This is a genomic window from Chitinophagales bacterium (genome assembly GCA_020635995.1).
Lineage (GTDB): Bacteria > Bacteroidota > Bacteroidia > Chitinophagales > UBA8649 > JAFMKE01.
This window is the reverse complement of sequence record JACJYS010000007.1, coordinates 1-23,887: the sequence shown is the minus strand read 5'-3', so window position 1 is coordinate 23,887 and position 23,887 is coordinate 1. Positions and strand designations below refer to the sequence as shown.

Annotated in this window: 28 protein-coding genes and 1 tRNA gene; 13 read left to right on the top strand and 16 right to left on the bottom strand. The window is 32.0% G+C overall.

Annotation, left to right across the window (positions count from 1 at the left end; translation table 11 throughout):
* The first annotated feature begins 28 nt into the window (after nt 1-28).
* The 5 genes from H6578_10225 to H6578_10205 all read left to right on the top strand — a co-directional run bounded on the left by H6578_10225 (nt 29) and on the right by H6578_10205 (nt 1,974).
* Nucleotides 29-418: a DUF423 domain-containing protein gene (locus tag H6578_10225; protein ID MCB9227528.1), complete on the top strand. Its 390-nt coding sequence runs from the start codon at nt 29-31 to the stop codon at nt 416-418.
* 54 nt (nt 419-472) lie between these two features.
* Nucleotides 473-546, top strand: a tRNA-Asp gene (locus H6578_10220).
* Nucleotides 547-672: 126 nt separating this feature from the next.
* On the top strand, nt 673-942 hold the full coding sequence (locus H6578_10215; protein MCB9227527.1) for a helix-turn-helix domain-containing protein: 270 nt from the start codon (nt 673-675) through the stop codon (nt 940-942).
* A complete protein-coding gene (locus tag H6578_10210; GenBank protein MCB9227526.1) occupies nt 942-1,178 on the top strand; it encodes a hypothetical protein in 237 nt (78 codons plus the stop codon). Before H6578_10215 ends, H6578_10210 begins: the two co-directional genes overlap by 1 nt.
* Nucleotides 1,179-1,506: 328 nt before the next feature.
* The gene (locus H6578_10205) at nt 1,507-1,974 is read left to right on the top strand and encodes a hypothetical protein (GenBank protein MCB9227525.1); all 468 of its coding nucleotides are present in this window, start codon (nt 1,507-1,509) and stop codon (nt 1,972-1,974) included.
* Between the two features lie 44 nt (nt 1,975-2,018).
* Here the strand turns inward: H6578_10205 and H6578_10200 are convergent, their stop codons facing one another.
* The gene (locus tag H6578_10200; protein MCB9227524.1) at nt 2,019-3,062 is read right to left on the bottom strand and encodes a tyrosine-type recombinase/integrase; all 1,044 of its coding nucleotides are present in this window, start codon (nt 3,060-3,062) and stop codon (nt 2,019-2,021) included.
* Nucleotides 3,063-3,230: 168 nt separating this feature from the next.
* Between H6578_10200 and H6578_10195 the strand changes: the two genes are divergently transcribed.
* From H6578_10195 to H6578_10175, 5 genes are all read left to right on the top strand, one after another.
* Nucleotides 3,231-4,241, top strand: a complete 1,011-nt coding sequence (locus H6578_10195) for a hypothetical protein (protein ID MCB9227523.1) — start codon at nt 3,231-3,233, stop codon at nt 4,239-4,241.
* Nucleotides 4,242-4,246: 5 nt separating this feature from the next.
* Entirely contained in the window at nt 4,247-5,104 is an 858-nt protein-coding gene (locus H6578_10190; protein ID MCB9227522.1) for a hypothetical protein, read from the top strand.
* 182 nt (nt 5,105-5,286) lie between these two features.
* The gene (locus tag H6578_10185) at nt 5,287-5,439 is read left to right on the top strand and encodes a hypothetical protein (GenBank protein ID MCB9227521.1); all 153 of its coding nucleotides are present in this window, start codon (nt 5,287-5,289) and stop codon (nt 5,437-5,439) included.
* Entirely contained in the window at nt 5,436-5,849 is a 414-nt protein-coding gene (locus H6578_10180; protein ID MCB9227520.1) for a hypothetical protein, read from the top strand. The genes H6578_10185 and H6578_10180 overlap by 4 nt, the downstream gene beginning before the upstream one ends.
* Before the next feature lie 60 nt (nt 5,850-5,909).
* Entirely contained in the window at nt 5,910-6,161 is a 252-nt protein-coding gene (locus H6578_10175; GenBank protein MCB9227519.1) for a SprB repeat-containing protein, read from the top strand.
* Here the strand turns inward: H6578_10175 and H6578_10170 are convergent.
* The 9 genes from H6578_10170 to thrS form a co-directional block, all read right to left on the bottom strand.
* Nucleotides 6,132-6,386: a hypothetical protein gene (locus tag H6578_10170; GenBank protein ID MCB9227518.1), complete on the bottom strand. Its 255-nt coding sequence runs from the start codon at nt 6,384-6,386 to the stop codon at nt 6,132-6,134. The genes H6578_10175 and H6578_10170 overlap by 30 nt on opposite strands.
* Nucleotides 6,387-6,572: 186 nt before the next feature.
* The gene (locus H6578_10165) at nt 6,573-7,235 is read right to left on the bottom strand and encodes a response regulator transcription factor (GenBank protein ID MCB9227517.1); all 663 of its coding nucleotides are present in this window, start codon (nt 7,233-7,235) and stop codon (nt 6,573-6,575) included.
* Between the two features lie 8 nt (nt 7,236-7,243).
* Entirely contained in the window at nt 7,244-8,842 is a 1,599-nt protein-coding gene (locus tag H6578_10160) for a sensor histidine kinase (protein MCB9227516.1), read from the bottom strand.
* A 233-nt stretch (nt 8,843-9,075) separates the two neighbouring features.
* Nucleotides 9,076-10,950 (bottom strand): DUF2207 domain-containing protein, encoded by a 1,875-nt coding sequence (locus tag H6578_10155; protein MCB9227515.1) that lies wholly within the window; start codon nt 10,948-10,950, stop codon nt 9,076-9,078.
* Nucleotides 10,947-11,504: a LemA family protein gene (locus tag H6578_10150; GenBank protein ID MCB9227514.1), complete on the bottom strand. Its 558-nt coding sequence runs from the start codon at nt 11,502-11,504 to the stop codon at nt 10,947-10,949. Before H6578_10150 ends, H6578_10155 begins: the two co-directional genes overlap by 4 nt.
* Nucleotides 11,505-11,600: 96 nt before the next feature.
* Nucleotides 11,601-11,945: a 50S ribosomal protein L20 gene (gene rplT, locus H6578_10145; protein MCB9227513.1), complete on the bottom strand. Its 345-nt coding sequence runs from the start codon at nt 11,943-11,945 to the stop codon at nt 11,601-11,603.
* A gap of 28 nt (nt 11,946-11,973) precedes the next feature.
* On the bottom strand, nt 11,974-12,168 hold the full coding sequence (gene rpmI / locus H6578_10140) for a 50S ribosomal protein L35 (GenBank protein ID MCB9227512.1): 195 nt from the start codon (nt 12,166-12,168) through the stop codon (nt 11,974-11,976).
* A 75-nt stretch (nt 12,169-12,243) separates the two neighbouring features.
* Complete coding sequence (locus tag H6578_10135) at nt 12,244-12,780, bottom strand: translation initiation factor IF-3 (protein MCB9227511.1); 537 nt, start codon at nt 12,778-12,780, stop codon at nt 12,244-12,246.
* A 63-nt stretch (nt 12,781-12,843) separates the two neighbouring features.
* Nucleotides 12,844-14,772, bottom strand: a complete 1,929-nt coding sequence (thrS, locus tag H6578_10130; protein MCB9227510.1) for a threonine--tRNA ligase — start codon at nt 14,770-14,772, stop codon at nt 12,844-12,846.
* A 140-nt stretch (nt 14,773-14,912) separates the two neighbouring features.
* On the opposite strand from thrS, the gene H6578_10125 reads away from it, so the two are divergent.
* From H6578_10125 to H6578_10115, 3 genes are all read left to right on the top strand, one after another.
* Nucleotides 14,913-16,436, top strand: a complete 1,524-nt coding sequence (locus H6578_10125) for an OmpA family protein (protein ID MCB9227509.1) — start codon at nt 14,913-14,915, stop codon at nt 16,434-16,436.
* Between the two features lie 134 nt (nt 16,437-16,570).
* A complete protein-coding gene (gene serA, locus H6578_10120; GenBank protein MCB9227508.1) occupies nt 16,571-17,803 on the top strand; it encodes a phosphoglycerate dehydrogenase in 1,233 nt (410 codons plus the stop codon).
* Complete coding sequence (locus H6578_10115) at nt 17,803-18,924, top strand: serine hydrolase (GenBank protein ID MCB9227507.1); 1,122 nt, start codon at nt 17,803-17,805, stop codon at nt 18,922-18,924. Before serA ends, H6578_10115 begins: the two co-directional genes overlap by 1 nt.
* A gap of 260 nt (nt 18,925-19,184) precedes the next feature.
* Here the strand turns inward: H6578_10115 and H6578_10110 are convergent, their stop codons facing one another.
* The 6 genes from H6578_10110 to H6578_10085 form a co-directional block, all read right to left on the bottom strand.
* The gene (locus tag H6578_10110) at nt 19,185-19,646 is read right to left on the bottom strand and encodes a hypothetical protein (protein ID MCB9227506.1); all 462 of its coding nucleotides are present in this window, start codon (nt 19,644-19,646) and stop codon (nt 19,185-19,187) included.
* Complete coding sequence (locus H6578_10105) at nt 19,615-20,640, bottom strand: hypothetical protein (GenBank protein MCB9227505.1); 1,026 nt, start codon at nt 20,638-20,640, stop codon at nt 19,615-19,617. Before H6578_10105 ends, H6578_10110 begins: the two co-directional genes overlap by 32 nt.
* Nucleotides 20,641-20,950: 310 nt before the next feature.
* A complete protein-coding gene (locus tag H6578_10100; protein MCB9227504.1) occupies nt 20,951-21,673 on the bottom strand; it encodes a hypothetical protein in 723 nt (240 codons plus the stop codon).
* 6 nt (nt 21,674-21,679) lie between these two features.
* Complete coding sequence (locus H6578_10095) at nt 21,680-22,717, bottom strand: hypothetical protein (GenBank protein ID MCB9227503.1); 1,038 nt, start codon at nt 22,715-22,717, stop codon at nt 21,680-21,682.
* 561 nt (nt 22,718-23,278) lie between these two features.
* Nucleotides 23,279-23,647 carry a hypothetical protein gene (locus H6578_10090; protein ID MCB9227502.1) on the bottom strand — a complete coding sequence of 123 codons (369 nt, stop codon included), beginning with the start codon at nt 23,645-23,647 and terminating at the stop codon, nt 23,279-23,281.
* Nucleotides 23,640-23,887 (bottom strand): hypothetical protein (locus H6578_10085; GenBank protein ID MCB9227501.1); only part of this gene is annotated, 248 nt, incomplete at its 5' end. The genes H6578_10085 and H6578_10090, both read right to left, overlap by 8 nt.

The following is a 23,887-nucleotide window of genomic DNA, read 5'->3' as shown; positions in this document are numbered from 1 at the left end:
GAACTTTGCCCCATAAGCTTATAAACCTATGAATGTTCAAAAATCAAAATACTTAGTAGCCAGCGTAGTTATGGCTTTGGCTGTTGCTATTGGAGCCTTTGGTGCTCACGGATTAAAACCTTACTTAACTGAGTACGGCACAGGCATTTATAAAACTGCCAATTTTTATCATTTTATACATGGCATTGCTATGTTTATAGCATTGTATAGTGTTAAATCTGCTAAAATGTTAAACTGGGTGTTTTACGGTTTTCTTGCAGGCATTATATTATTTAGTGGTTCTTTATATTTATTAGCCTTAAAAGATGTGCTGGGTTTTGTACAGCCTTGGTTTGGAGCTATAACTCCACTGGGTGGCTTAATGTTTATAATTAGTTGGTTAGCAATGGGTTTAAATATTTTTTTGAAAAAAAATTAGTTAAGTATTGGAACTTATCAAAAAGGGGTATATATTTGCAGTCCTTTAAAAGGAGGTCCGGTAGTTCAGTTGGTTAGAATACCTGCCTGTCACGCAGGGGGTCGCGAGTTCGAGTCTCGTCCGGACCGCAAAATAAAATCAAAGGCTTACAAGGTTTTTACCAAGTAAGCCTTTTTTGTTTGCACGCAATTTGCACGCAATTTTGATTAAATTTTCTGTTATTATTTTTCTAATTTTGTAACATGGAATCTGATTTGAAGGTTATTTGTTTAGAAAGTGTAGCTTTCTATCAACTTGTAGAGCAAGTTGTAAGTAAACTTAAAATTGAAAAAAAAGTAGTTAATGAGGAATGGATTGATACTAACGAGGTAATGGCTCTGTTAAAAATTAAATCTAAAACAACATTACAGAAATTGAGAGACGAAGGAGCTATAAGGTATAGTGAATTAACAGCTAAACATTTTCTTTATTTCAAACCTTCAGTATTAAGCTATATTGAAAAAAATGCAAAAGATATATTTTAATGGAAAAATCAAATAAAATTTTAAATATAGGTTTTAATCATGGATATATTTTAGCAAAATATTTACCTTCATTAACTACTGAATTATTCCCGAGTTTATCTAAAAATAATTCGCTTTATAAAATGGGTTTTGAAAGTGGTATAAAGGAATATTTGCACGAAAAAAAATTATTAAAAAAGCACGAGGTGGAACAACCTACCAAAAAAGTAAGAAAACGAAAGGGATTAGGAAGGTAATCTATGAACTATTTTGTGCGGAAATAGTATTTGATTTAAGTCCTATAGGTTTCAAGAGTTGGTTTTCCTTTGTTTGAAATAGTATAATTAATGTAAAACACAACACGTAATTCTTATTGCTATTTGTATTTTGATTATTACAACTTTGGTATTTTTTTAAAACAGATGTTCATTTTAAATTCGTTAAGTACCAACTTGAAAATATTGGACAAGAACTAAACAATACTTTGGATAGCAATAAACAATCTCAGACAGTAAATTAAGCATACAGTATTATTTAGTTAATAATATCCGATATTAAATCATTAACTTTATAAAAATTAAAATTATGGACAAAGAACAATTCAATATCTTCTTACGAGCAGAAAGAGCTATGCAAGATCATAGACAAGAGCATGAGTATTATTTCAAAGTAATGGAAGCATATTCTGATCTTCCTCTATTTAGATTTCTAATTAATATTTTAAATAATAAGTATCCAAAATGGAATACATTTGGAGAACTAGGCTATTATTCATCTGAGTTTCTTATGGATTTACTTGAAAAATTTTCTGAAATTGAAACGCCTAATACAGAAGAACTCTTACTAATTATAGAAGAAATTGATTGCAAATATCAACGTATTATTTCTGGCATACTTGAATATCATGAATATACTTTTGAAAATATTACTAACTTAAATAAAATCTATAATTATGATACATATAAGAAGGAATTTAAAAAGTTTATGAAAAAACATGCAGATGAAGTTTATTACGATTTTGAATCAGAAATTCCCATTCCTTTTGACATGTAATAATATTAAACTATTAATTACTTATTAATAATAAATTAAAAATATTAATACTGATTAAGTTTCTCATGCACTTTACTTATTTCTTTATCAGTATAGCTTTGGGCATAATGCACGTATTTAAAAAATGATTGGCTATTGTTAGTATGTCCACTTACGTTTCTAACTAAATGCTCCGGCATACCTAAAATCAACATTGTTGTTATGGCTGTTCTTCTCATCATATGAGAACTCATAAAATCGCAAAATTCCGTTTTTCGCTTACTTCCCATTTTAACTTTATATGCCTTACCTAATTTTTCTCTGTAATGCTCAGCACTTTCTGTCCAACCCGCTTTTCTACCTATTTTTTTAAGTTGTTTATTAAAATTATCTAAACACATCAATTGAAACAATGTCTTTGTTTTATACTTAGTTCTATATTTCATAAAAATATCTACAGCATAATCAGGAAGTTTAATAAAAGTATATGTTTTGGTTTTTTTAGTTCTTACTTTTACATACCACGTATCTTCTATAAATTCAAAATTTTGAATAGTTAAAGCGTCTATATCAGAAAACCTTAAACCTGTAGTACAGCCAAACACAAATACATCTTTAATTTTTTGTTGATGAGGTGGTAAACTTCTTTCAAAATCTTTATTGTGTATCAAAAATTTTAGTTGTTCAGGACTTAGTACTTTAATATCTATTTCATGCTTTCTCACATAAAAACTTTTATGAAAGTCGCCAATATTTATATTTTTCTCTTTTTTAAGGTAATTAAAAAAAGCTCTAATGTGTTTAAAATTAGTACCCACATAATTATCGTAGCAACCATTTTTGTATAAATAATTAGAATATTTAGTGTAAAAAGATTTCCAATACCGTTTTTCAGAAATAAATTCTCTATTGGTTAGCTTGTTAACATCGCAGCCTCTAAATTCAAAATTTGTTTCTGTGCAAAATTTATTAAGTAGCTTCAAAGCAGAATGATAATTTTGGATTGAGCCTTCTCTTAACTTCTCTCCATTTAGTTTTCTCCGTTTTCCTGTTTCAGATTCTCGTATAAATTTTTGAAATAAAGGAATAAGTTTAATTTTAATCTTCATAGTTTTTATTTTTGCACAAATATTACTGTTTTAGTTAAAGTAGAGTATAAAATAGCATCAAAAAATGCATTTTTTGACCAAATATGGTTAGTTTTCACATTTTTTAATTATCTTGAAACGCCAATGAACACAAATACTTACATAGCGTTTGACTACTACCCGTTCGGTATGACTATGCCAGGACGGTCTTACACCAGTGAAAGCTATAGGTTCGGATTCCAAGGGCAAGAGAAGAATAACGATATTAGCGGTGTAGATGGTGGGCATTTAGATTTTAAATATAGAATACATGATGCTAGGTTGGGGAGGTTTTTGTCAATAGATCCGCTTGTAGCTAAATACCCTTGGAATTCTCCTTATGCTTTTGCAGAGAATAGAGTGATTGATGGTATTGAACTTGAAGGCTTAGAATACTTAGATGTCGATAAACAAAATGTGGATGGCGTATTAATACAAATGCAAGTTACTTCATATTATAAGCCAACCCCAAATCCTGAAGTAAGAACCACAGATTATGCAAATACAATAAATGGTGCTGGAAATGTTGCAAACAGTAATCAAACAAATCAAACTGTGGTTGGAGGGTTTGACCAACGGACGGCAGCAACTATACAATTTACGAGAAATCAAACGGGAGGAAGTCCTGCTGCAACACAATTTGATAACCCAGAATATGAACCACCTATTGATCCTACTGGAGCTGGTGGACCTGAAATTAGACAGCTAGGAGAGGTTACTACAATAAATTTAACTGGTCAATTTAACCAAGCTTTCGGGGTAGTTAATCAAACAAATCCTGCAAATCCTCCAGCGAACGTGAATAATACTACTAATTTAATTATGGGTGAAGCTCAAAATCCAGCAATCACAACGGTTATGCCTAACAATGTTTCAAGAATCTTGATTGTAACAGATGGAAATGTGAATAGTGTTAATACAGCAACTAATGTAGCCAATCAGATACAAGCCAACAACCCTACTATTCAAGTCTCTGTTATAAGTGACCCAACTAGAGCTAATCCAAGATGGACGGTTATGTTTAACCCTACTCAAAATGTTGTAAATGCGAACTGGGCAGGTGCAGCAGTTAATGTTCCGTTTGTGACTCCTATGATTAATCAAGCCCCCAATATTCCAATTGTTGGTGCACAATCAACACCGGCTCCAACTGTAAATTAATTATTATGAAGTTTGTAAAAAGAATAGTCTATTTAGCTCTTACTTTTATCTTTGTTGCTTGTTCACAAGAAAAGATCAAAAAGTGTAATGAGGACTTTACTGTGCAATGCAATATGGATGAAGTCAATTTAAAATGCTTAATTGAAGCAATTCCACCAATGAAATATGACGGGGTTTACTGTCAATTATATGCCAATTCTCTCGATACTGCTGTTATAATGAAATTTATAGAAGGGAAAAAAAATGGTGAATGGAAGTGGTATTACAAGAATGGGAATATCATGAGTACAGCTTTTTTCCAAAACGATACACTTACTGATTTTTTTTACCAGAATTATGTAAACGGAAAATATCATATTAATATTGAAAATGTAAGATTCAAGGGAGAGTGTTATTCTTTAAATTCAAATTATACAATTGATCCAATAAAAAAGACTATCAATACATCCCATGATACAGTTAAGACCACTCTTTTTGATGGGAATTGGACGTATTTTTGGGAGAATGGAAATAAAATGAAACAATTTGAAGTAAAGGATTGTAGGAAGGTTGGACTCACAACTGAATGGTTTGAGAATGGGCAAATAGCAAAAAAGACTGAGTATTTGTATGGGGTAAAAGAAGGAAAGTCTTCTACATATGATGCTAATGGGAATCATCTTTTTGATGAGATATACGCATCAGATACACTTCAAGAATTTATATTAATAGATTCAAGTTATACACCTTCCTCAACTTTGTATTACTATATTAAAAACCCCAATCTATTAAATGGCAATTATCATAACAAAAAGGATTCAGTTATTAAAGTTGTGAATGGGGAGAAATATATATTAATTCAAGAAACATTAAAAGAACCATAACAAGTAACGAGAATATATTCCGTGCTGTCGGGTATTTCCACCCGACACTTTTGAAAAGCAAACAAGAAGCGGAAGTAGTCTAATAATTTTCTTCTGTGCTGTCAGAAGTTTCCTTCTGACAAATTGTTTACAAAAACATCAAAAACATTCCTTACATTTGGATTAAACTTTAAGCAAGTTAAGTGCAAAATCAAGTGGGATATTATATAAAAAATAGTGTAAAAAAATACCATCCGTTTGGAAATGAGGCTTTTATTGGAGCAGCAGCCACTTTACATTTTAATTTCTTAGGGACTATTTTACCACAATCTATAGAAGAAGGTACTAAGCCATGAAAAGTATTAATGATTCTGTAAAAAAAGATTTTACTTATAAATGGGTTATGCAATTAGTAATACTTATTGGATTTATTATTATTGGTAGGGGAATGTATAAATATTTTAGTGAGAAAAAAGAGGTTTATGATAATAGAAATTATACTAGTGGAACTATAATAGATTATGATTTAATTCCTAGGTCGGGAGCATATGAGGTAAAGTATAAATATTTTGTAGAAGATGAAGAGTATGTAAACGTAAATGGTATTGATAGAATAATGTGCAAAAACTGTATTGGGAAGAAGTATAAAGTAATTTATTCAAAGAAGAACCCTGAAAAGAGTTTTTTGTTGGCTACTGAAAAAATGTTTAAGGATTTTGGTATTCCAATCCCTAAAAAAATGGAAATCGGTGGTACTGTCAAATAAGACCGACCACAAGGCAAAAGTAGTAATGTATTAAGTGGTTTAGATGGAGGCACATACACTATTTATGTTAGAGATGCTAATAACTGTATTAAATCTACAACAAATAATATATTTGAACCAACAGTACTTACTTTAGATACCTTAAGTACTACAAATATTACGTGCAATAATGGTAATGATGGAATGATAGTGTTATCTGCTGGTGGAGGTACAACTCCTTATGAATATAGCATAGATGGTACTAATTTCCAATCTAATGCAACATTTCCTGACTTGTACCTTTTAGTGCGGAGAGAAAATTTTGGATATTAATTCGTCCATTTTATCGTTTGGTTGAGCCTTTACATTGATGATTTTATTGGTTGCATGATTGAGTAACTGACCATCTACCACTTTTTTAGATAAGTCTATAAACTTTCTAATGGAAATACCGTATTGGAGTTCTATATGCTTTGATACCACCAATGCCATAAAACAGATAAGTAAGTGCAGTTTAATAGGCTCTTTCCTGTGCTGTCGGGTGTTTCCACCCGACACTTTTGAAATGTAAAACAGAAGCGGAATAAGCTCTAATAATTTTCCGTGCTCTCAAAAGCTAACTTCTGACAATTTGTTTACAAAAACATCAAAAATATTTCTTACATTTGGTTTATGGGTTTAATAAAATTGGGAATGAGCTGAGAGGCTTAGTATAGGACGAGACAATTTAGACACGAGTATAATTTACAGCAATTCAAAGTTTCTTGATGCCGGAATTTCTTCTTTATCTATAAAAATAGCCGTACTGGTTCGTTTGGTTATGGCTTTTTTGTTTACTACATAAGAACGATGTACTTGAACAAAATCATTGCAGTTAATTTCTTTTAAAAATTGCTTTAAAGTTTCTCGCAGTGCATACCTCCTATTCTTTGTTACAATATCTATATAATTATTATCGCTTTTTATAAATAATATGTCATCGGCACACAATCGTACAGAGGTATGCCCGTCTTTAACTTCAAAATGAAAAGCCTGCTTTTGTTGTTCTGCTATGGCTATATTTGATAATAAATCTGTTTTTTTAATAGGCTTGGTTAAATAGGCTTTGGGGTGTGTGGCTACGGCTTGCCTAACTACTTTAATATCGCTTTGCCCCGTTATATATATTACCCCACAGTTATAAGGAAGTTTTTTTACCAATTCTATCCCTTCCATTTTTCCGTTTATATTAATGTCCATTAAAATTATATCTAAAGTATTGTTTGTTATACTTTTTTGTGCTTCTAATTTATTATGAGCCTTTTGTATATTAAAATAACCCGCATCATTAAGTATCGTTTCTATAAAGTCTGCTATAAAAACTTCATCTTCAACTATTAGTATTTTTAAGTTGTAATTATTTGTCATTTTCTTATTTAAACTTCAACAGCAGTACAAAAATAAAAACCCTTGTTTGACTTTATACGATAATTGGCTTTTAATTGTTTACAAATTTGGCTTATTATTTTAGGAGCAATTTCGTTTTTTATGCCTATTCCATTATCAAGGTATTTTAAATTTATTTCTTTACTGTTTGTTTTTATGTTTAGTTCTATTTTATTATTGTTTGCTGTTGTAAAAGCGTGTTTTAATGAGTTTATAAATAGTTCGTTTACTAACAACCCCATGTACATAGCTTGGTTGCTATCTATAAGAATATTATCTATTTTAACGTGTAATTCAACACCTTTTTCTTTCATTAAATGAGCTAAATTACTTACTATTTCAAGCAAATAATCATCTAATTTTACCAAACGTTTATCCTCTTGACCGTACAAATGTCTATGCAATATTGCCATAGAATCTACATAAGATTGAAGTTTATGCAATGCCACATCATCTTCCTTTTTATTTATTTCCTGATTAATAAAAACAGAAATGAGTTGTAGGTTGTTATTTACCCTATGATTGGTTTCCGAAACAAGAAATTTATTTTGTTCGTTTAAAAAATTAAGTTGCTTATTGGCAGCATTTATTTTTCTATTAAACAAAGCTATGGTGGTTAGTAAAATTACAGATGCCAAAAGTAAAAGAAGAATAATTAGAAGTACGCTTTTTTGACGATTCAGTGCATTTTCTTTTTCGTTAAGTTCTAATTCCTTTAAAGCAGTTAGCTTTTCTGCTTCGGCTACTTTATATTTTTTTTCGGTTTCTATAATTTTATCATCATAGCGTTTTTCAAAATACTTATCGGTTAGTTCCGTTCTTTCTTTTAGGTATGTATATGCTGTTTTATAATTGTCTTCATTTTGAGCTATTTCACTCAAATATTGAGCAAAAATTAAATGGCTAAACAATAAATTATTATTTGAAGCTATTTTATAGCCTCTCTGTGCTAAAAGTTTACCCTTTGTATAATTCTTTTGTTTTAAATATATACGGCAACAATTGGAAAGTGCATCGCATTCCATTTGTTTTTCCTGTTCCGTTTCGGCTATTGCAAGTGCTTTTTTATAGTAAAATAGTGTACTATCCAATTTTGTTTGATTTTCATACGCAAAACCCATTTCCATTACCGATGAGAAAATAATTTCAGTTTCATTGGTTTTTATAGCTACATCCATTGCTTTTTTAGAGTAAAGCAATGATGAATCGGGTTCTTGATAATACTCCGCATATAAAGCAGCTTTTCTGTTGTAATAAGACATCAATTCCTCATTAGAAATAGTTATTTTAGTAGAAATTTCTTGTGCTTTTTTAAGGTAATCTTCCGCTTGAATAAAATCTGATTTAGCCCTAAACATTTCTGCCGTTTTTATATAAGCACTAAATAGCTGATTGCTATCTTTTTGATTTATTGAAATATCTATAGCTTTTTGGTAATTTTTAAAAGCATTATCATACTCAAGCATCAGTTTTAAACTATCTGCACTTTGCAATAATTGAACTATAACTAAAGTGTCGGTTTGAAAGTTATTCTCTTCTACTTTTTTTAAAGTATTGGGTTTTTCTTGCTTGCACTGCCATAATAGCATTAACAGCATTGTTATTAAAAAATAATTAAACCATTTTTTTATCATTCTAAACCAATACGTGGATGTGAGCAAATGTATAAAGTAAAGATGCAATTACCAAATTAGTTTGATGTTTGGAGGTTTGATATTCTCGCAAAGTTGTTAAGACACAAAGGGAATGAGATAGCAGGGGAGCTTATTTAATGATTAGGCGATAAATCGTGGAAATGACGTTTTATATAACTAAAAAAACCTTACCAGCCACCACCACCGCCTCCGCCTCCGCCACCACCAGAGAAACCGCCTCCTCCACCGCCAGAAAATCCACCGCCTGAGCTACTTGATGTTGGAGCAACACTACTTGATGTTACAGCATGCGTAAGACTTGAACCTACACTGTTGGTTATACTTCCTATATTTATATACGGTATATTACTATGATGCCATGTAGGTTGATACGTACCATCTTTTAATGCTTCATTTATAGTTTTCTCAAAAGTTTTAGTCCATTCTGTTTCACAATTTAAGGCAACTGCATAAGGTAAAAATCGTTCAAATAATTTGATGCTATCTTCTTTAGTTTTAGTTCTTTCCATCAAATGCTTTTCGGCAGTTTTTAAGTACATTTGAAAACCTTCTATTTCATCCATTACTTTTCTGCCATAAACAGTAGGTGCTTTTAATAAATGGTAAAACACCACTATATTTATAACATAAAGTGCCAGAATAACGGCATAAGGGATAGATAAAGTTTTGCTAAAAACCAAAGCAACCACTACCATAACTACTAAAAATGGAATAGCAAAAACTAACATACCTATTCCTATTCCAAACTGCCTATTTCGCAAACTTGAAAAAGACTGACGGAACATCATAAACACACCAATACCCCATATACTTAGCCATCCTGTTTGAAAAATATTTACAAAACCTCCATTTATAATTACTGCTATAGCTATGGCTACTACACTTATAACTACGCCTACTATTAAATGAGAAGTATTCAAATTATAGTACTTTTTATCTATTTCAGATTTCACTTTATCCCTCATTTTAGTTATCCCATTGCTAATTTTAGCATGGTTTTTCTGTTCTAAGGTTAAAGAATTATTACTGGTAAAAAAAGAATCCATAACTACTTTTTCGGCTGGTGTTATTCCATTGTCCGCATTTTTGTTTTTAACCAATTTTTGGTTTCCACCTTTGGTTTTGTCTATAGTTATATATCCTTTTATAGCTAAATTTATAAGTGCGGCTGTTATCACTTTATTATCGTAGCCCATTTGGTTAATAACACGCACTGCCGATGGACTTAAATCTTTAGGCGGATCAAACAGTGGTATAATTGTTCCTTTAGGTGGGTCTATACCCACTTTATACCAAGTGGTTAAATAATATAAAAAAGTAAGTAACAATCCTGCCAATAAAACAAACAATCCCATATTGCTTTTAAGGAAAATTTGCCATTTGTTAGGCATAACTACCACGTCTTTTTTAAATCCTACGGCTATGGTTAGTCCTTCATTGGCATGTAGTTCTTTAGTGGTTTTAAAACTTATGGTATTATTGTCAATTTTATCAACTTGATAATCTTTAAATGTTTCTTTTAAGTAGCCTGTATATGCCGTATATTGTATTATATCTGCCCCGGCAGGCGTGTGTACGGTAGCCGTAGTAATCATTATGGGTACTTCCCAATAATTTCCCGTAACATTCCAGTACAATTCATCTACTTCATCATAAGCTCCCAGCTGGTCTTTAGTGGTGTATGTTATTTGATAAGTATAAACACCATTTTTTAAGTAAATATTTTCATCTCCTACATAAATATTTATGCTGGATTGATTTTTTTTGATAAAAAATGGTTCTGAAACTCCATCTTTAGTTACTTGCTGTACATTATAGGAAACATTATAGTTGATATTATTTTTAGCTTTATAAACGGTGTTTAAAGCTCTATAAATACCCCGTTGAAATACATTGCCTTCTACACTAACTTTTATGGTTTCCACTACTTTTAGCTCTCCATTTTGCTGAATGGTTATATCGCTATTAAAAGAGATAATTTCTTCTTCAGCTTTTGCAAATACAATGCAAATAACAAACAGGAATAATATTATTTTTTTCATTCTTCAAAAGAGATTTCAAGGTTTTTTCTTTCTTCTATAGAGTCTAATTCAAAGAAGTCATACTTTTTAAAATTGATTAGGGCTGCCACTATACTGCTGGGAAAAGATTCTATGGCAATATTATAATTTCTTACAGCACCATTGTAATATCTTCTTGCCAACTGTATTTTATCTTCAATATCAAATATTTGGTCTTGCAGTTTTAAAAAATGTTGGTCTGCTTTTAGTTCGGGGTAATTTTCTATGGTTACCATAAGTTGAGCCAATTTTTCGGTAAGTACATTTTCCGATACCGCTTTTTCGCTTGGCACTTGTTTTTCCATTGCTTTAGCACGTAGTGCGGTAACATCTCTAAGTATTTGCTGCTCGTGTTTTGTATAAGCTTTTACGGTATTTACCAAATTGGGAATTACTTCATACCTCATTTTTAGCTGCACGTCTATAAGCGACCATGCTTCTTTTACTAAATTCCTTAAGCGAATAAATTTATTGAAAATGACAATAAAAGAAATTAACAGCATTAAAAAAGCAATGCCAATGTATATATAAATCATATTGGTTTTTAAATTGAGATAAAATTAAGCAAAAATTGACATAATAAAAAAGCCCCGATAAATCGGAGCTTTTCAAATATTGTTATTTAGTATAGTTTACTTTACAGATTTTACTATTTCATTAAAAGCGACAGCATCATTCATTGCTAAATCTGCCAATACTTTTCTGTTTAGTTTAATTCCTTTTTCATTTAATGCGTGCATAAATTTAGAGTAGCTCATATCGTGCTCTCTTACTGCTGCATTTATTCTTGCTATCCAAAGGCTTCTGTATTCTCTCTTTTTTAATCTTCTGTGAGCATAAGCGTATTGAAGTCCTTTATCAACTGCATTTTTGGCAACTGTCCAAACATTTTTTCTTCTTCCAAAATATCCTTTAGCCAATTTTAATGTGGCTCTTCTTCTTGCTCTTGCTGCGGGTCTGTTTGTAGCTCTAGGCATTTTCTTAAATTTTTCTTATTTCAATAATTTATTTACAAAGCATTCTTTTCACTCTCGGCATATCTGACTTATGCACTTCTGTATCGTGTGTCATTTGCTTTTTAGTGTCTTTATCTTTTTTTGTCAAGATGTGGCTGTGAAAAGCTTTTCTTCTCATTATTTTTCCTGATCCAGTTACTTTAAATCTCTTTTTAGCACTGGAATTTGTTTTCATCTTAGGCATAATTCTAAAAATTTGGAGTGCAAAGGTAATCTTATATTTTTATATAAGCAAACGTTTTTTAGTTTTATTGTGGGTTTATTTCTTTTTTGGTGCTATTACCATTATCATTCGCTTACCTTCTAATTTTGGCAATTGCTCCGGAGCTCCAAATTCTTCAAGTCTTTTAGCTAATTTAAGTAGCAATAATTCTCCCCTATCTTTAAAAACTATAGCTCTACCTTTAAAATGTACATAGGCTTTAACTTTTGACCCTTCTTGTAAGAAATTTTCGCCATGTTTTGCTTTAAATTCAAAATCATGGTCATCGGTATTAGGACCAAAACGCAACTCTTTTATTACTGTTTTTTGAGCATTAGCCTTAATTTCCTTCTCTTTTTTCTTTTTTTCGTACAAAAATTTCTTGTAATCTAAAATTTTGCACACCGGAGGATTAGCGTTTGGCGATATTTCTACCAAATCTAAACCTAAATCTTCCGCCATTTCTAAGGCTTTGTGTGTAGGATATACATCTACTTCTACATTATCGCCCACTAAACGAACTTTAGGTACTCTAATCTTATCGTTAACTCTATATGGTTCTTCTTTTTTGTGTCTGTTATTAAATTTTGCCAAGTTGTTAAATCTAAATTTTTTAAGTTATTATAAATAATATGTTGCAAATATGTGGAAAATAAATTATTCTCCTGCTATTTCTTCTTTTATTTGTTCAATAAATATACCAATATCTTTACTTCCTTCATCTCCTACCGCCTGTTTTCTTACTGAAACCTCTCTATTTTCTACTTCTTTTTCGCCCACTATTAACATATATGGTATTTTAGAAGTTTCCGCATCTCTAATTTTTCTGCCTATTTTTTCGGTTCTATCATCTATACTGCTTCTTATGCCACTTTGTTTCAAATAAGCTTCCACTTCTTTAGCATATTCTATAAATTTATCGCTTATAGGCAATACTCTAACCTGCTCGGGAGTTAACCACAATGGAAATTTTCCGCCTGTGTGCTCTATTAACACGCCTATAAATCTTTCTAAAGAACCAAACGGTGCTCTATGAATCATAACGGGTCTGTGTTTTTCATTATCGGCTCCTATGTATTCTAATTCAAACCTTTCCGGCAAATTATAATCAACCTGAATAGTTCCTAACTGCCAGCTTCTTCCCAAAGCATCTTTTACCATAAAATCTAACTTAGGACCATAAAAAGCGGCTTCGCCAAGTTCTGTTACGGTTTCTAAACCCACTTCTTTTGTAGCTTCTATAATAGCATTTTCTGCTTTTTCCCAGTTTTCTTTACTTCCTATATATTTGCTAAGGTTTTCAGGGTCTCGCAATGAAATTTGAGCCGTAAATTCTTTAAAGCCCATTTTATTAAATACTTTCATGGTTAAATCAAGTACATCTAAAAACTCTGCTTTTAACTGCTCTGCTGTGCAAAAAATATGTGCATCATCTTGGGTAAAGCTTCTAACTCTGGTTAAACCATGTAGCTCGCCACTCTGCTCATAGCGATATACTGTACCAAACTCTGCCACTCTATACGGCAAATCTCTATAGGATTTTGGCACATGAGCATAAATTTCGCAATGATGAGGACAGTTCATAGGTTTTAATAAAAACTCTTCATTTTCTTTAGGCGTATGTATAGGCTGAAAACTATCTTCTCCGTATTTCTCGTAATGTCCGCTGGTAACATACAATTCTTTTTTCCCAATATGTGGAGTTACTACTGGCAAATAACCTCTTCTTAGCTGCTCTTCTTTTAAGAAATTTGAAAGTCTTTCTCTTAAATCTGTACCTTTAGGTAGCCAAATAGGCAACCCTGCTCCTACTTTTTCAGAAAACATAAACAGTTCTAATTCAGCACCTAATTTTCTATGATCTCGTTTTTTAGCTTCTTCTAATAATGCCAAATGCTCATCAAGCATTTCTTGCTTAGGAAAAGTTACGCCATAAATTCGGGTCATTTGTTTGCGGTTTTCATCTCCACGCCAATAAGCTCCGGCTACATTTAGCAGTTTTATGGCTTTTATTTGTCCTGTGCCCGGTATGTGAGGACCTTTGCATAAATCAGTAAAATTTCCTTGCGTATAAAAAGTAATATCGCCATCTTTTAAATCTTCTAAAAGCTCTAATTTATACTCATCGCCTTTTTCTTTAAAATAAGCTATAGCATCTGCTTTAGCCACTTCTTTACGCTCATATTTGCTACCATTTTTAGCCAATTTACGCATGGTATTTTCAATTTTTGGCAAATCTTCTACGCTTAAGCTTTTATCGCCCAAATCTATATCATAATAAAATCCGTTTTCTATAGGCGGTCCTATTCCAAATTTTACTCCAGGATAAATTTCTTCTAAAGCCTCAGCCATTAAATGAGCAGAAGAGTGCCAGAAAGTTCGCTTTGCATCTTCTTCATTCCACGTTAATAATTCTAAGGTAGCATCAGCATTAATAGGTCTGGTTAAATCCCACACTTCGCCATTAACTTTAGCTGCCAATACATTTTTAGCTAAACCATGACTAATACTTTTAGCTATTTCTATTGAAGAAGTGCCTTTTTCATATTCTTTTACATTACCATCCGGAAAAGTAATCTTCATAATATTATGTTCTCTTTTTATTGAATTGCAAAAGTAAGAAACTAAAACAAGAAGATAATAGATTAATAAAAATACTTTTTGTGAAACAATTTTGGCTTAATTATTGTATATTTGAGATATTTTTAAATATAAACCTATTTTCTATGAAAAAACTTATACTATTAATTGTGCCAATCTTATTTTTTGGGATTTCAACGGCACAAAACACTCAAGAATTTGCACTAAAAGATTCAAGCAATTTGTGCAAGAGAAACTACATGCGTCAGTATGATTACGAAAACAATATTAGTCCATTTGCTCCTAAGAAAAAATCAAATTGGGCAGTTGGATTTGATATAGGAATGCCTATTATATCCGGAGATTTTGCTCCTACGGGAAAGAGTATTGGAGCTAGCTTAAAAGTTAGAAAAGGTATTACTAGCTTTTTCTCAGTAAGATACCAAGGCTTATTTTTACAAGCCAAAGGGCAAGATATTAACACAAGAATTGTAAATGGCAATAATGTTTATGCCAATTATAAAACAAGAATGTTTGATAATACCTTACAAGCTGTATTTAGCGTAGGCAATGTTAACAGAAATAAAAGACAATCTAAAGTAATTTTCAATTTCTTTGTAGGTGGTGGAGCTACCACAGCTTTTTCTCAAGCTGATTACTACGATGAAAATGCCACTTTATATGATTATTCAGATATTGCTAATCAAGAAACTTGGGGCGATAGATTTTTTGTAAGACACCAATTAAATCAATTGCAAGATGGAAAATACGAAACTAACTCCACTCCAAAAAAGACAGACTACCCAATGATAAAAGACACTAGAATACTACCAACATTAGTATTAGGTGGCGGTATTGATGTTTACTTAAGCAAAAGAATTGATTTAGCTTTAGAATATAGACACAGCAGACATTTTGACGACTATTTAGATGGTGTTTATGCTGGAAGAAACAATGATGTGTTGCATTATTTATCTGCCGGTTTAAACTTTAAAATAGGAAAACGTGAAGAACCTACATACTGGCAAAATCCTGTAGCTAATAATTATGATGATGTGGCTGAATTAAAAAGAAATGTAAGTCCTGAATTTATAGGCGAAAAAGTAGATGAGAAATTAAACTCTATAGATTTAGACAAAGATGGCGTACCAGATTACAGAGATGCTGAAACCGGAACGCCTTTAGGTGCTACTGTAGATGCTACAGGCAAAGCAATAGATAGTGATAACGATGGAGTGGCTGACTACAAAGATGAAGAAGCTAATACTCCAGCTGAAGCTCAAGCCGATGCTTTAGGAAGAACTATTAAATTAGTTACATCTACTCCTACAAATAACACTTCATCTGTAGCACAAGACAACATTAGATGGAATGTATTCTTTAACTCTGGTGCTTCTACCTTAACCAAAGAATATAATGCCGTTATTTTAGATGTAGCTTCATTCCTATTAAGTTATCCTCACAGAACTGCCGATATTAGTGGCTATGCAGATAGTAGTAGCAATGATGCTTTCAATTTAGAACTATCTAAAAAAAGAGCTAATTATGTAAAACAACAATTAGTTTCTTTAGGTGTAAATGCCGATAGATTAAATGTAAATTATTATGGAGAAGCTGAAGCAACAGGAACGTCTAAAGTAAATAGACGCGTTTCTATCGTTGTTGAATAATAAGCATATCAATTAATATTTTTAGAGCTCCGAAAATTTCGGAGCTCTTTTTTTATAACTTATTCTCATATTATTTTAAAAATGGAAAGCAGTTATGCATCTTTGCACTCGTTAGCAAAAATTCACTAAAAAATATGTCTGAAAATACATCTTTCCCTAAAGATAAAATTAAAGTTTTACTGCTTGAAAGTATTAGCCCTTCTGCTATTGACGAATTAAAAAAAGCGGGATATACCAATATAGAAACCGCAACGGGTGCTTATAGCGAAGAAGAACTTTTAGAGAAATTGGAAGATGTTAGAATTTTGGGCATTAGAAGCAAAACACAACTAACCGCAAATGTGCTAAACAAAGCAGATAAGCTAATGAGTGTAGGTTGTTTTTGTATTGGCACCAACCAAGTAGATTTAGAAGCCGCCACTAAAAATGGTGTAGCCGTATTTAATGCTCCTTTTAGCAATACTCGTTCTGTGGCAGAACTGGTTATAGCCAGCATAATTATGTTGGTAAGAAGAATACCCGAAAAAAACGAAGCGGCACACAAAGGATTGTGGAAAAAAGAAAGTGAAAATGCACACGAAGTAAGAGGAAAGAAATTGGGCATTATTGGCTATGGACACATAGGTTCTCAAGTTTCTGTATTGGCAGAATCTCTGGGTTTAGAAGTATATTATTATGATATAGAAAGTAAACTGCCTTTAGGCAATGCCAACACACTGGGCACTATAGAAGAAATAATAGACAAATGCGATATTGTAAGCTTGCACGTGCCTGCCACACCCGAAACGGTTAATCTATTTGATGAAAAAATAATAAAAAGATTTAGAAAAGGGCAGCATCTAATAAATATGAGTAGAGGGAATGTAGTTGATTTAGATGCCGTAAAAGAATCTATTTTAAGTGGCAAACTATCGGGTGCGGCTATAGATGTTTTTCCTGTAGAACCCAAAATAGTGGGCGATAAATTTGAAAGTCCTTTGCAAAATCTACCTAATGTTATTTTAACACCACATATAGGTGGTAGTACCGAAGAGGCACAATGGAACATAGGTTTAGATGTATCGTCTAAATTGATAAAATATATAGAAACAGGCTCTACATTAGGTTCTCACTCATTGCCGGAATTAAGTTTGCCAAAAGTTGCTGATTCTCATAGAATTTTACACATACACAAAAATGTACCGGGCGTACTTAGCGAAATTAACAATAGAATTTCAAAATTAGAAGTTAATATATTAGGTCAATATTTAAGTACCAATGCTACAGTAGGCTATGTGGTTTTAGATGTGAGCAAAAAAACAAGCGAAGAAACACTTACTGAGCTAAAAAGCATACCTAATACTATAAACGCAAGAATACTATATTAATGAATAAAAAAACACTTTTAGTTACACTCCTACTTTTAATTATCCTTTTACCCTCTTGCCATTTCGTACGGTCATTTACTTACTTTCGCCCCGACCATAAAGACGGCAATAAGTTTCCCAAACAAGATATTGCTAAATCGGAAAATGAATTTGTGTGGAAGTACGCTAAAACTCCAATTGACCTAAATAATTTAACAGTTCATTTTAGAAATGGTGCTGAAAGTTCATTAGATTCTTTACTAAAATATTCAAAAACCAACGGTTTTCTTATAGTACAAAACAAAGAAATTAAGGCTGAAAAATACTACGGAAATTATAATGAGGCCAGCAAAAACTTAGCTTTTTCAGTAAGTAAAAGTGCCATAGCTTCTATTGTAGGCATTGCTATAGATGAAGGTTTGCTAAACTATACCGCTCCTATAACTCAATATATACCGGAGCTTTTAAACAACGATAGTGCTTTTGCCAATATTACTTTTCAAAATGTGTTTGAAATGAACTCCGGCATAAAAATAAGAGGAAAAAATGCGGCTCTTTTTGGCGATTTAGCCAGAACATATTATGGCAATAATTTTTATAGGTTTATGAAAACTATAAAAATAGAAAAAGCACCGGGCGGAACACCCAGATACAATCAAACGGATGCCGAATTAGTTGCCTTAATTTTAAAAAGAGTAATTGGCAGACCCATAACAGAATATTTTTACGAAAAAATATGGAATAAAATAGGTGCTACAGAAGCTTTTTGGAACACCTACAAAAAAGATGATTTAATAAGAGGCTACTGCTGTTTAAACGCCAAAGCTAAAGATTTTGCAAAATTTGCTCAGCTATACTTAAATGATGGCGTATGGAATGGCAAACAGATTTTGCCTAAAGGCTGGGTTAGTTTTGTAACAGAATACAAAGGTAAAAACCCCAACAACAAAGCCTTTACTTTTTATAGACATTGGTTTCCTTCTACAGACGGGAAAGGCGACTACACGGCACAAGGTTTTAATGGACAGTTTATTTACATTAATCCACTTAAAGATTTAATAATTATCCGTTTGGGAAAAAGAGATTTTGACAAAGAGATAAACTGGGAAAGTATTTTAAGAAATATAGCTCAAAAGTTATAATACCAACACAAAATAGTCTAATCTATTTTGTGTTTTACAATGGTAAATACCAAATGGATGGTAGTTTTTTGCACTTAAATTTGTATTATATATAGCTTGATATTGCACTTATTTTAGCCAAATTTATTAACCAAATGTAGGAAATATTTTTGTAAACAGATTGTCAGTAGGTAGCTTTTGACAGCATACTCAAAACAGCAGAGTCCTCTTTGAGAGACTCTGCTGGGGGGAAATTGCTTTTACACTGTCCATCCCATGACCTAATCTGATACAGTACCTCTCCATCTAATAACCATACCATAATTAGGAATAATAATTTCAGAAGTGAGTTGATCAAGCACATAAAATTTTATAACTTGTAATCCTTTACTCGTTTTAAGTACTCCATAGTGTCGCTTTTTAAAAATCTTGGAAAATTTCTTATCAATTCTATTTCCAATTATAAGGACGGAAGCTATCATATCTCCTGCTCCTAGATCAGGTTCACTTCGCATATAAAATGCAACAATTTTATACCTTTCATCTAATACTCTAAATTCAATATGTCGAAATTTTTTCCTTTTAAATCTTATTGTTGTATCCAATCTATTATAAACTTTGCCATCTACATTAATCACTATGTCTACTGGATTCAAAGATTGAGAAAATCCAATTTTGAATAATGTCAAGATAAAAAATAAACAATAAAAACTACTCTTTAAATACATTCCAAGTATTGCCATATTTGTTAAATAAATTCCTATTAATTGGTATAATACCTTCAGAAAATGGTCTATTCCCATTCACGTATTCCTCAATTGTCTGAGAATTATATATGTTATTTGTCATTGGAGCACCAAACGGTTTATTAGTTGGCAGTGACTTTGCTCCATTCATTCTCCATAAATCATCTTTCCAATTAACAAAAGTATTATTAAACTTAGTCGGGTCCATAATCATTATTGAATAATTATTATCTCTATTATTAAAATCAGTGTCATTATGTCCTCCCATTTTTCCAGCAGTATTAGTATGCCCTAAAACATGAAGAAATTCATGTGCCCACACTTTTTCATGTGCGTAATAACTGAAAAATCCTGCATTGCCTCCTTTTGCTGAACTTTGAAAGTTCTCTTTACTTGTTGATTCTTTATCCACAAAGAAAAAATTATTGGCTTTATTTGTGTTTGCATTTGCTTTACTTTGAGCTTCATCTACACTTGACAATGGTACTACATTAATATTAAAAACAGCATCCATTTTACCTTTACCTTGTACTTTTACTTGAGGAGTTATAGCATCACCATTACCATCTGTTTTACTGTATTGTCCTGTATAATTAAATTGGGCGTTTAATGATGTTTCTAATGTGTGAGCAAAATTTTCAATATCTACGCCTTCTTGGTCTGTATAAACATATATTGTAGAACTTATTTCCGCGTATTCATCTCCATTTTCGTCTGTTTTAACGGTCGTTTCTGCTCCATTACCAGTTGGGTCAATATTAACAATAGGATTACCCATAAATGCGTTATATGTACTATGGGAGGGGTATTTGTACTCCCATGCATCAGTTGAAAGAAACCTCCCCAACCTACTATCATAAATCCTATCGCCAAAGTCTAACTGATTACCTGCATCACCACTCCATGCCTCCCCATCTTTCTCCATCCCATTAAACCCGAACCTATAATCATCACTACTTTGAGCAAGTTTGTGTCGTCCTGGCATAGTCATACCAAATGGGTGGTATTTTTTTGCACTTATATTTGTATAATATGTGGCTTGATTTTGCACTTAACTTGCTTAAAGTTTAAACCAAATGTAAGGAATATTTTTGATGTTTCATACATTAAAATGTCAGAAGGTAGTTTCTGACAGCACGGAAAAACCCTCTTTTTTATAAAACCCTAGGTTTATAAAATTTATTAGATTACTTCCGCCTCTGTTCTTTACTAGTTTATGGTACGGCACGGATGCCGACCATGGGGAAAATTACTTTCTATTAGTACGAGCTACAAGCTCGCACCAGCATTGGGGAAAACATTCATTTTACAGTATCCAGTAGTACAGTCTTAAATACTTTAAAAGTATCTCCAACCACAATATCCATATAATACAATCCATCCTCTTGTTGAATTAAAAATTGTTTTTGAGTATCAATTAATCTTTGAAGATAATCCATTGTAAACAGAAAATTTTCTTCTGTAGTATTTTGGTTTACTTCTTCATCACAAAAAATTACAATTTTGAATGCCCCCCCTTCCATACTAACTAAGTTGTAGATAGTATTATTACCTTCATACTTTAATAGATTAGAGTCTTTTATTTCAAAAAAGTAGTGATTCTTAGAACCCTCTATTGCATATATTCCTGATTCAATCCCCCCCCGTGTCTCCTTCTTAGTTGAAACATTAATTGTTTCACACAAAGTATCTTCTATAATTTTGTTTTTATCAATTAAATGATAATCCCTATCTAAAATCTGAGTTAAATATTGATTATTATCATTAATTATCAATTTTAATTGGTCTTCTTCTTTATGCTTGATTAGTTCAAAATACATACACTCTAAATCACTCCTATAAAAAAATAGAGAGTCTCCTGAAACTGAGTATTGCATACAATACTTTTCATTAATGAATACCCTGTTATCTTTCGTAAAATGAATTGAGTTACCTGTGCTTGATTCCCAATAGCCTACAAGTGTGTTATCATGTGAACACCCTGAAATCAAAAAAACAATGATAAAATATAAAGTATATCTCATAATAAATTAAAAATTATTTCCAACTCCAATATCCCACCTCATGGATGATTCATCAATTCCATATTGGAGAAATGGTTCAAAAAACATTTTAGAAGCCTTCTTCTTGTAACTGTTATATAAATCCTCATTCCTCTCTTTTAATGCAAAAGGATTATTCCCATATTCAGGCATCTCAGACGAAATAAGATTAAAAAGATTATTTTGTATTTGTTCATTAACATAGGTAATATTTGCAACTAGCCACTGTTTTACTTGTACACCTGTTACCTTTGTATCTGAAGGGACAAATGCCATGTTGGTTTTTGCATATCCACCATTAAGTTGTATTGAAGAAATTATTAAAATTGTAGTACTATTACTTGAATGGTTTTCAAAGGGTCCTTCATAGTGAACTATCGCTGTTCCAGGGGGGATATCTGAGGATTGAGACGTTCCCCAAAATCTTAAAGCGTCACTAGTAATTGATTTTCCGCTATTTTCCTGACCTAAAGTATAACTAAATATATACTTATTTGTTTTTTCATTTACTGTAAAATTAGTTAGTGCTCCAACGCGATTACCTTCTTTGTCATATAATGTTAAATCATATTTATCCTTGGAGTCTGCAACAGGAGTCAACTTGAAGTCAAAATCATCAGTATCAAATCCCAAAAGTCCTTCCATTTGAGACTGTGTACTTACATTATCTCCATTATTACAGTCTTCACAAAATGGTTTTGCAACATTATCACCTCCTGGATTTGGTGCAAGTCCATATGGATCTACATAATAAATAGGGTTATTGGCAAAAGCCACATAAGGACTTAAATGAGGAAACTGAGCCATCAATGGGTCTAAACTAGTCCACCTTCCCAATCTTGGGTCATATTGTCTAAACTCGGTCGTGTACTGATTTCCATCTCCACTAACTTCATCATCTTTCTCCATACCATTAAACCCGAACCTATAATCATGGCTATTAAAGGAGCGTCCTGGCATAGGCATGCCAAACGGGTGGTATTTTTTTACACTTAAATTTATATAATATGCTACTTGATTTTGCACGTAACTTGCTTAAAGTTTAAACCAAATGTAAGCATTTTTTTTGATGTTTTTACAATCAAATAGAAGGTAGCTTCTGACAGCACGGAAAATTATTAGAGCTTATTCCGCTTCTGTTTTACATTTCAAAAGTGTCGGGTGGAAACACCCGACAGCACGGAAATAGATGAAATTGAATTTATATACTATGATTATAGTATTTAATTATATAAGTAACTAAAAAAGTGTTTTGCCGTTGGCAAAACACTTAAAACCTGTCTGCCAATGGCGGAAAAGCCCCCCTTTTTCTCTCTTTTTTCTGCGTAGCAGAAAAAAGCACTACAAAACCACTAAAAGAACAAAAGGAATAAGGCAAAACCAACTAAAGAACCACCACAAGACAAGATCCTAAACAAAGCAAAAAAACAAAACAAAAACAAACCCACCCACCGCCACCAATGCCTGATTTTACAGGGTGGGAGCTACGGAAAAGGAAAGGAAAGAAAAAGAATGAAAAAAGAGAGCCAAACGCCCGAATGGTGGGCGTTTTAGCTTGTTTCAGTGTAGTGTTGATAACTTTTTATTTTACCATTTATCACAATCATAATTGAAAACAAATGTGGTGTCAAAACCTCCTCTAAACAATTTTATTTCCAATACTCCTTTAGGCTTGTATATGCTATCGCCTATTTGAGTGTAATTAAACAATGGTAATCTTTCCGAATAGCTATTGAAATTTACATTATAATTATTATTTCTAACTTTAATGACCTCAACATTGCTATGCTTATTATCGTAAAATTTTTCTACAACAACTCCTTGTAAATCTTTATTGAGAATATATTTTTTACTTAAACATTCATCGCTTGGCTGTAATAGTAAAAATATTGCAAAAAGAGCTATTGCACTTAAAAACAAAATCCCTCCTACTTTCTCTAATTTTCCACTACTCATTAGACGAATTTTGTTTAGCTACTTTATTTTTCCAAAAAGTATAGGTAGTTGTCCACTGATATTGTCCGCCTATTTCTACATTAGTAAGTTTACTTAATTTCGTCCATTTTAACGCCTTGTAGCCTTCCCCTAAACTTCCGCCACCCTCTAACGCTGTGTATTGTTTTCCTTTTAATCTAAAATTATCTTCATCAGGGTCATTTCCACTTGCTTGACCTGAAAAAGGACCAATACCACCAC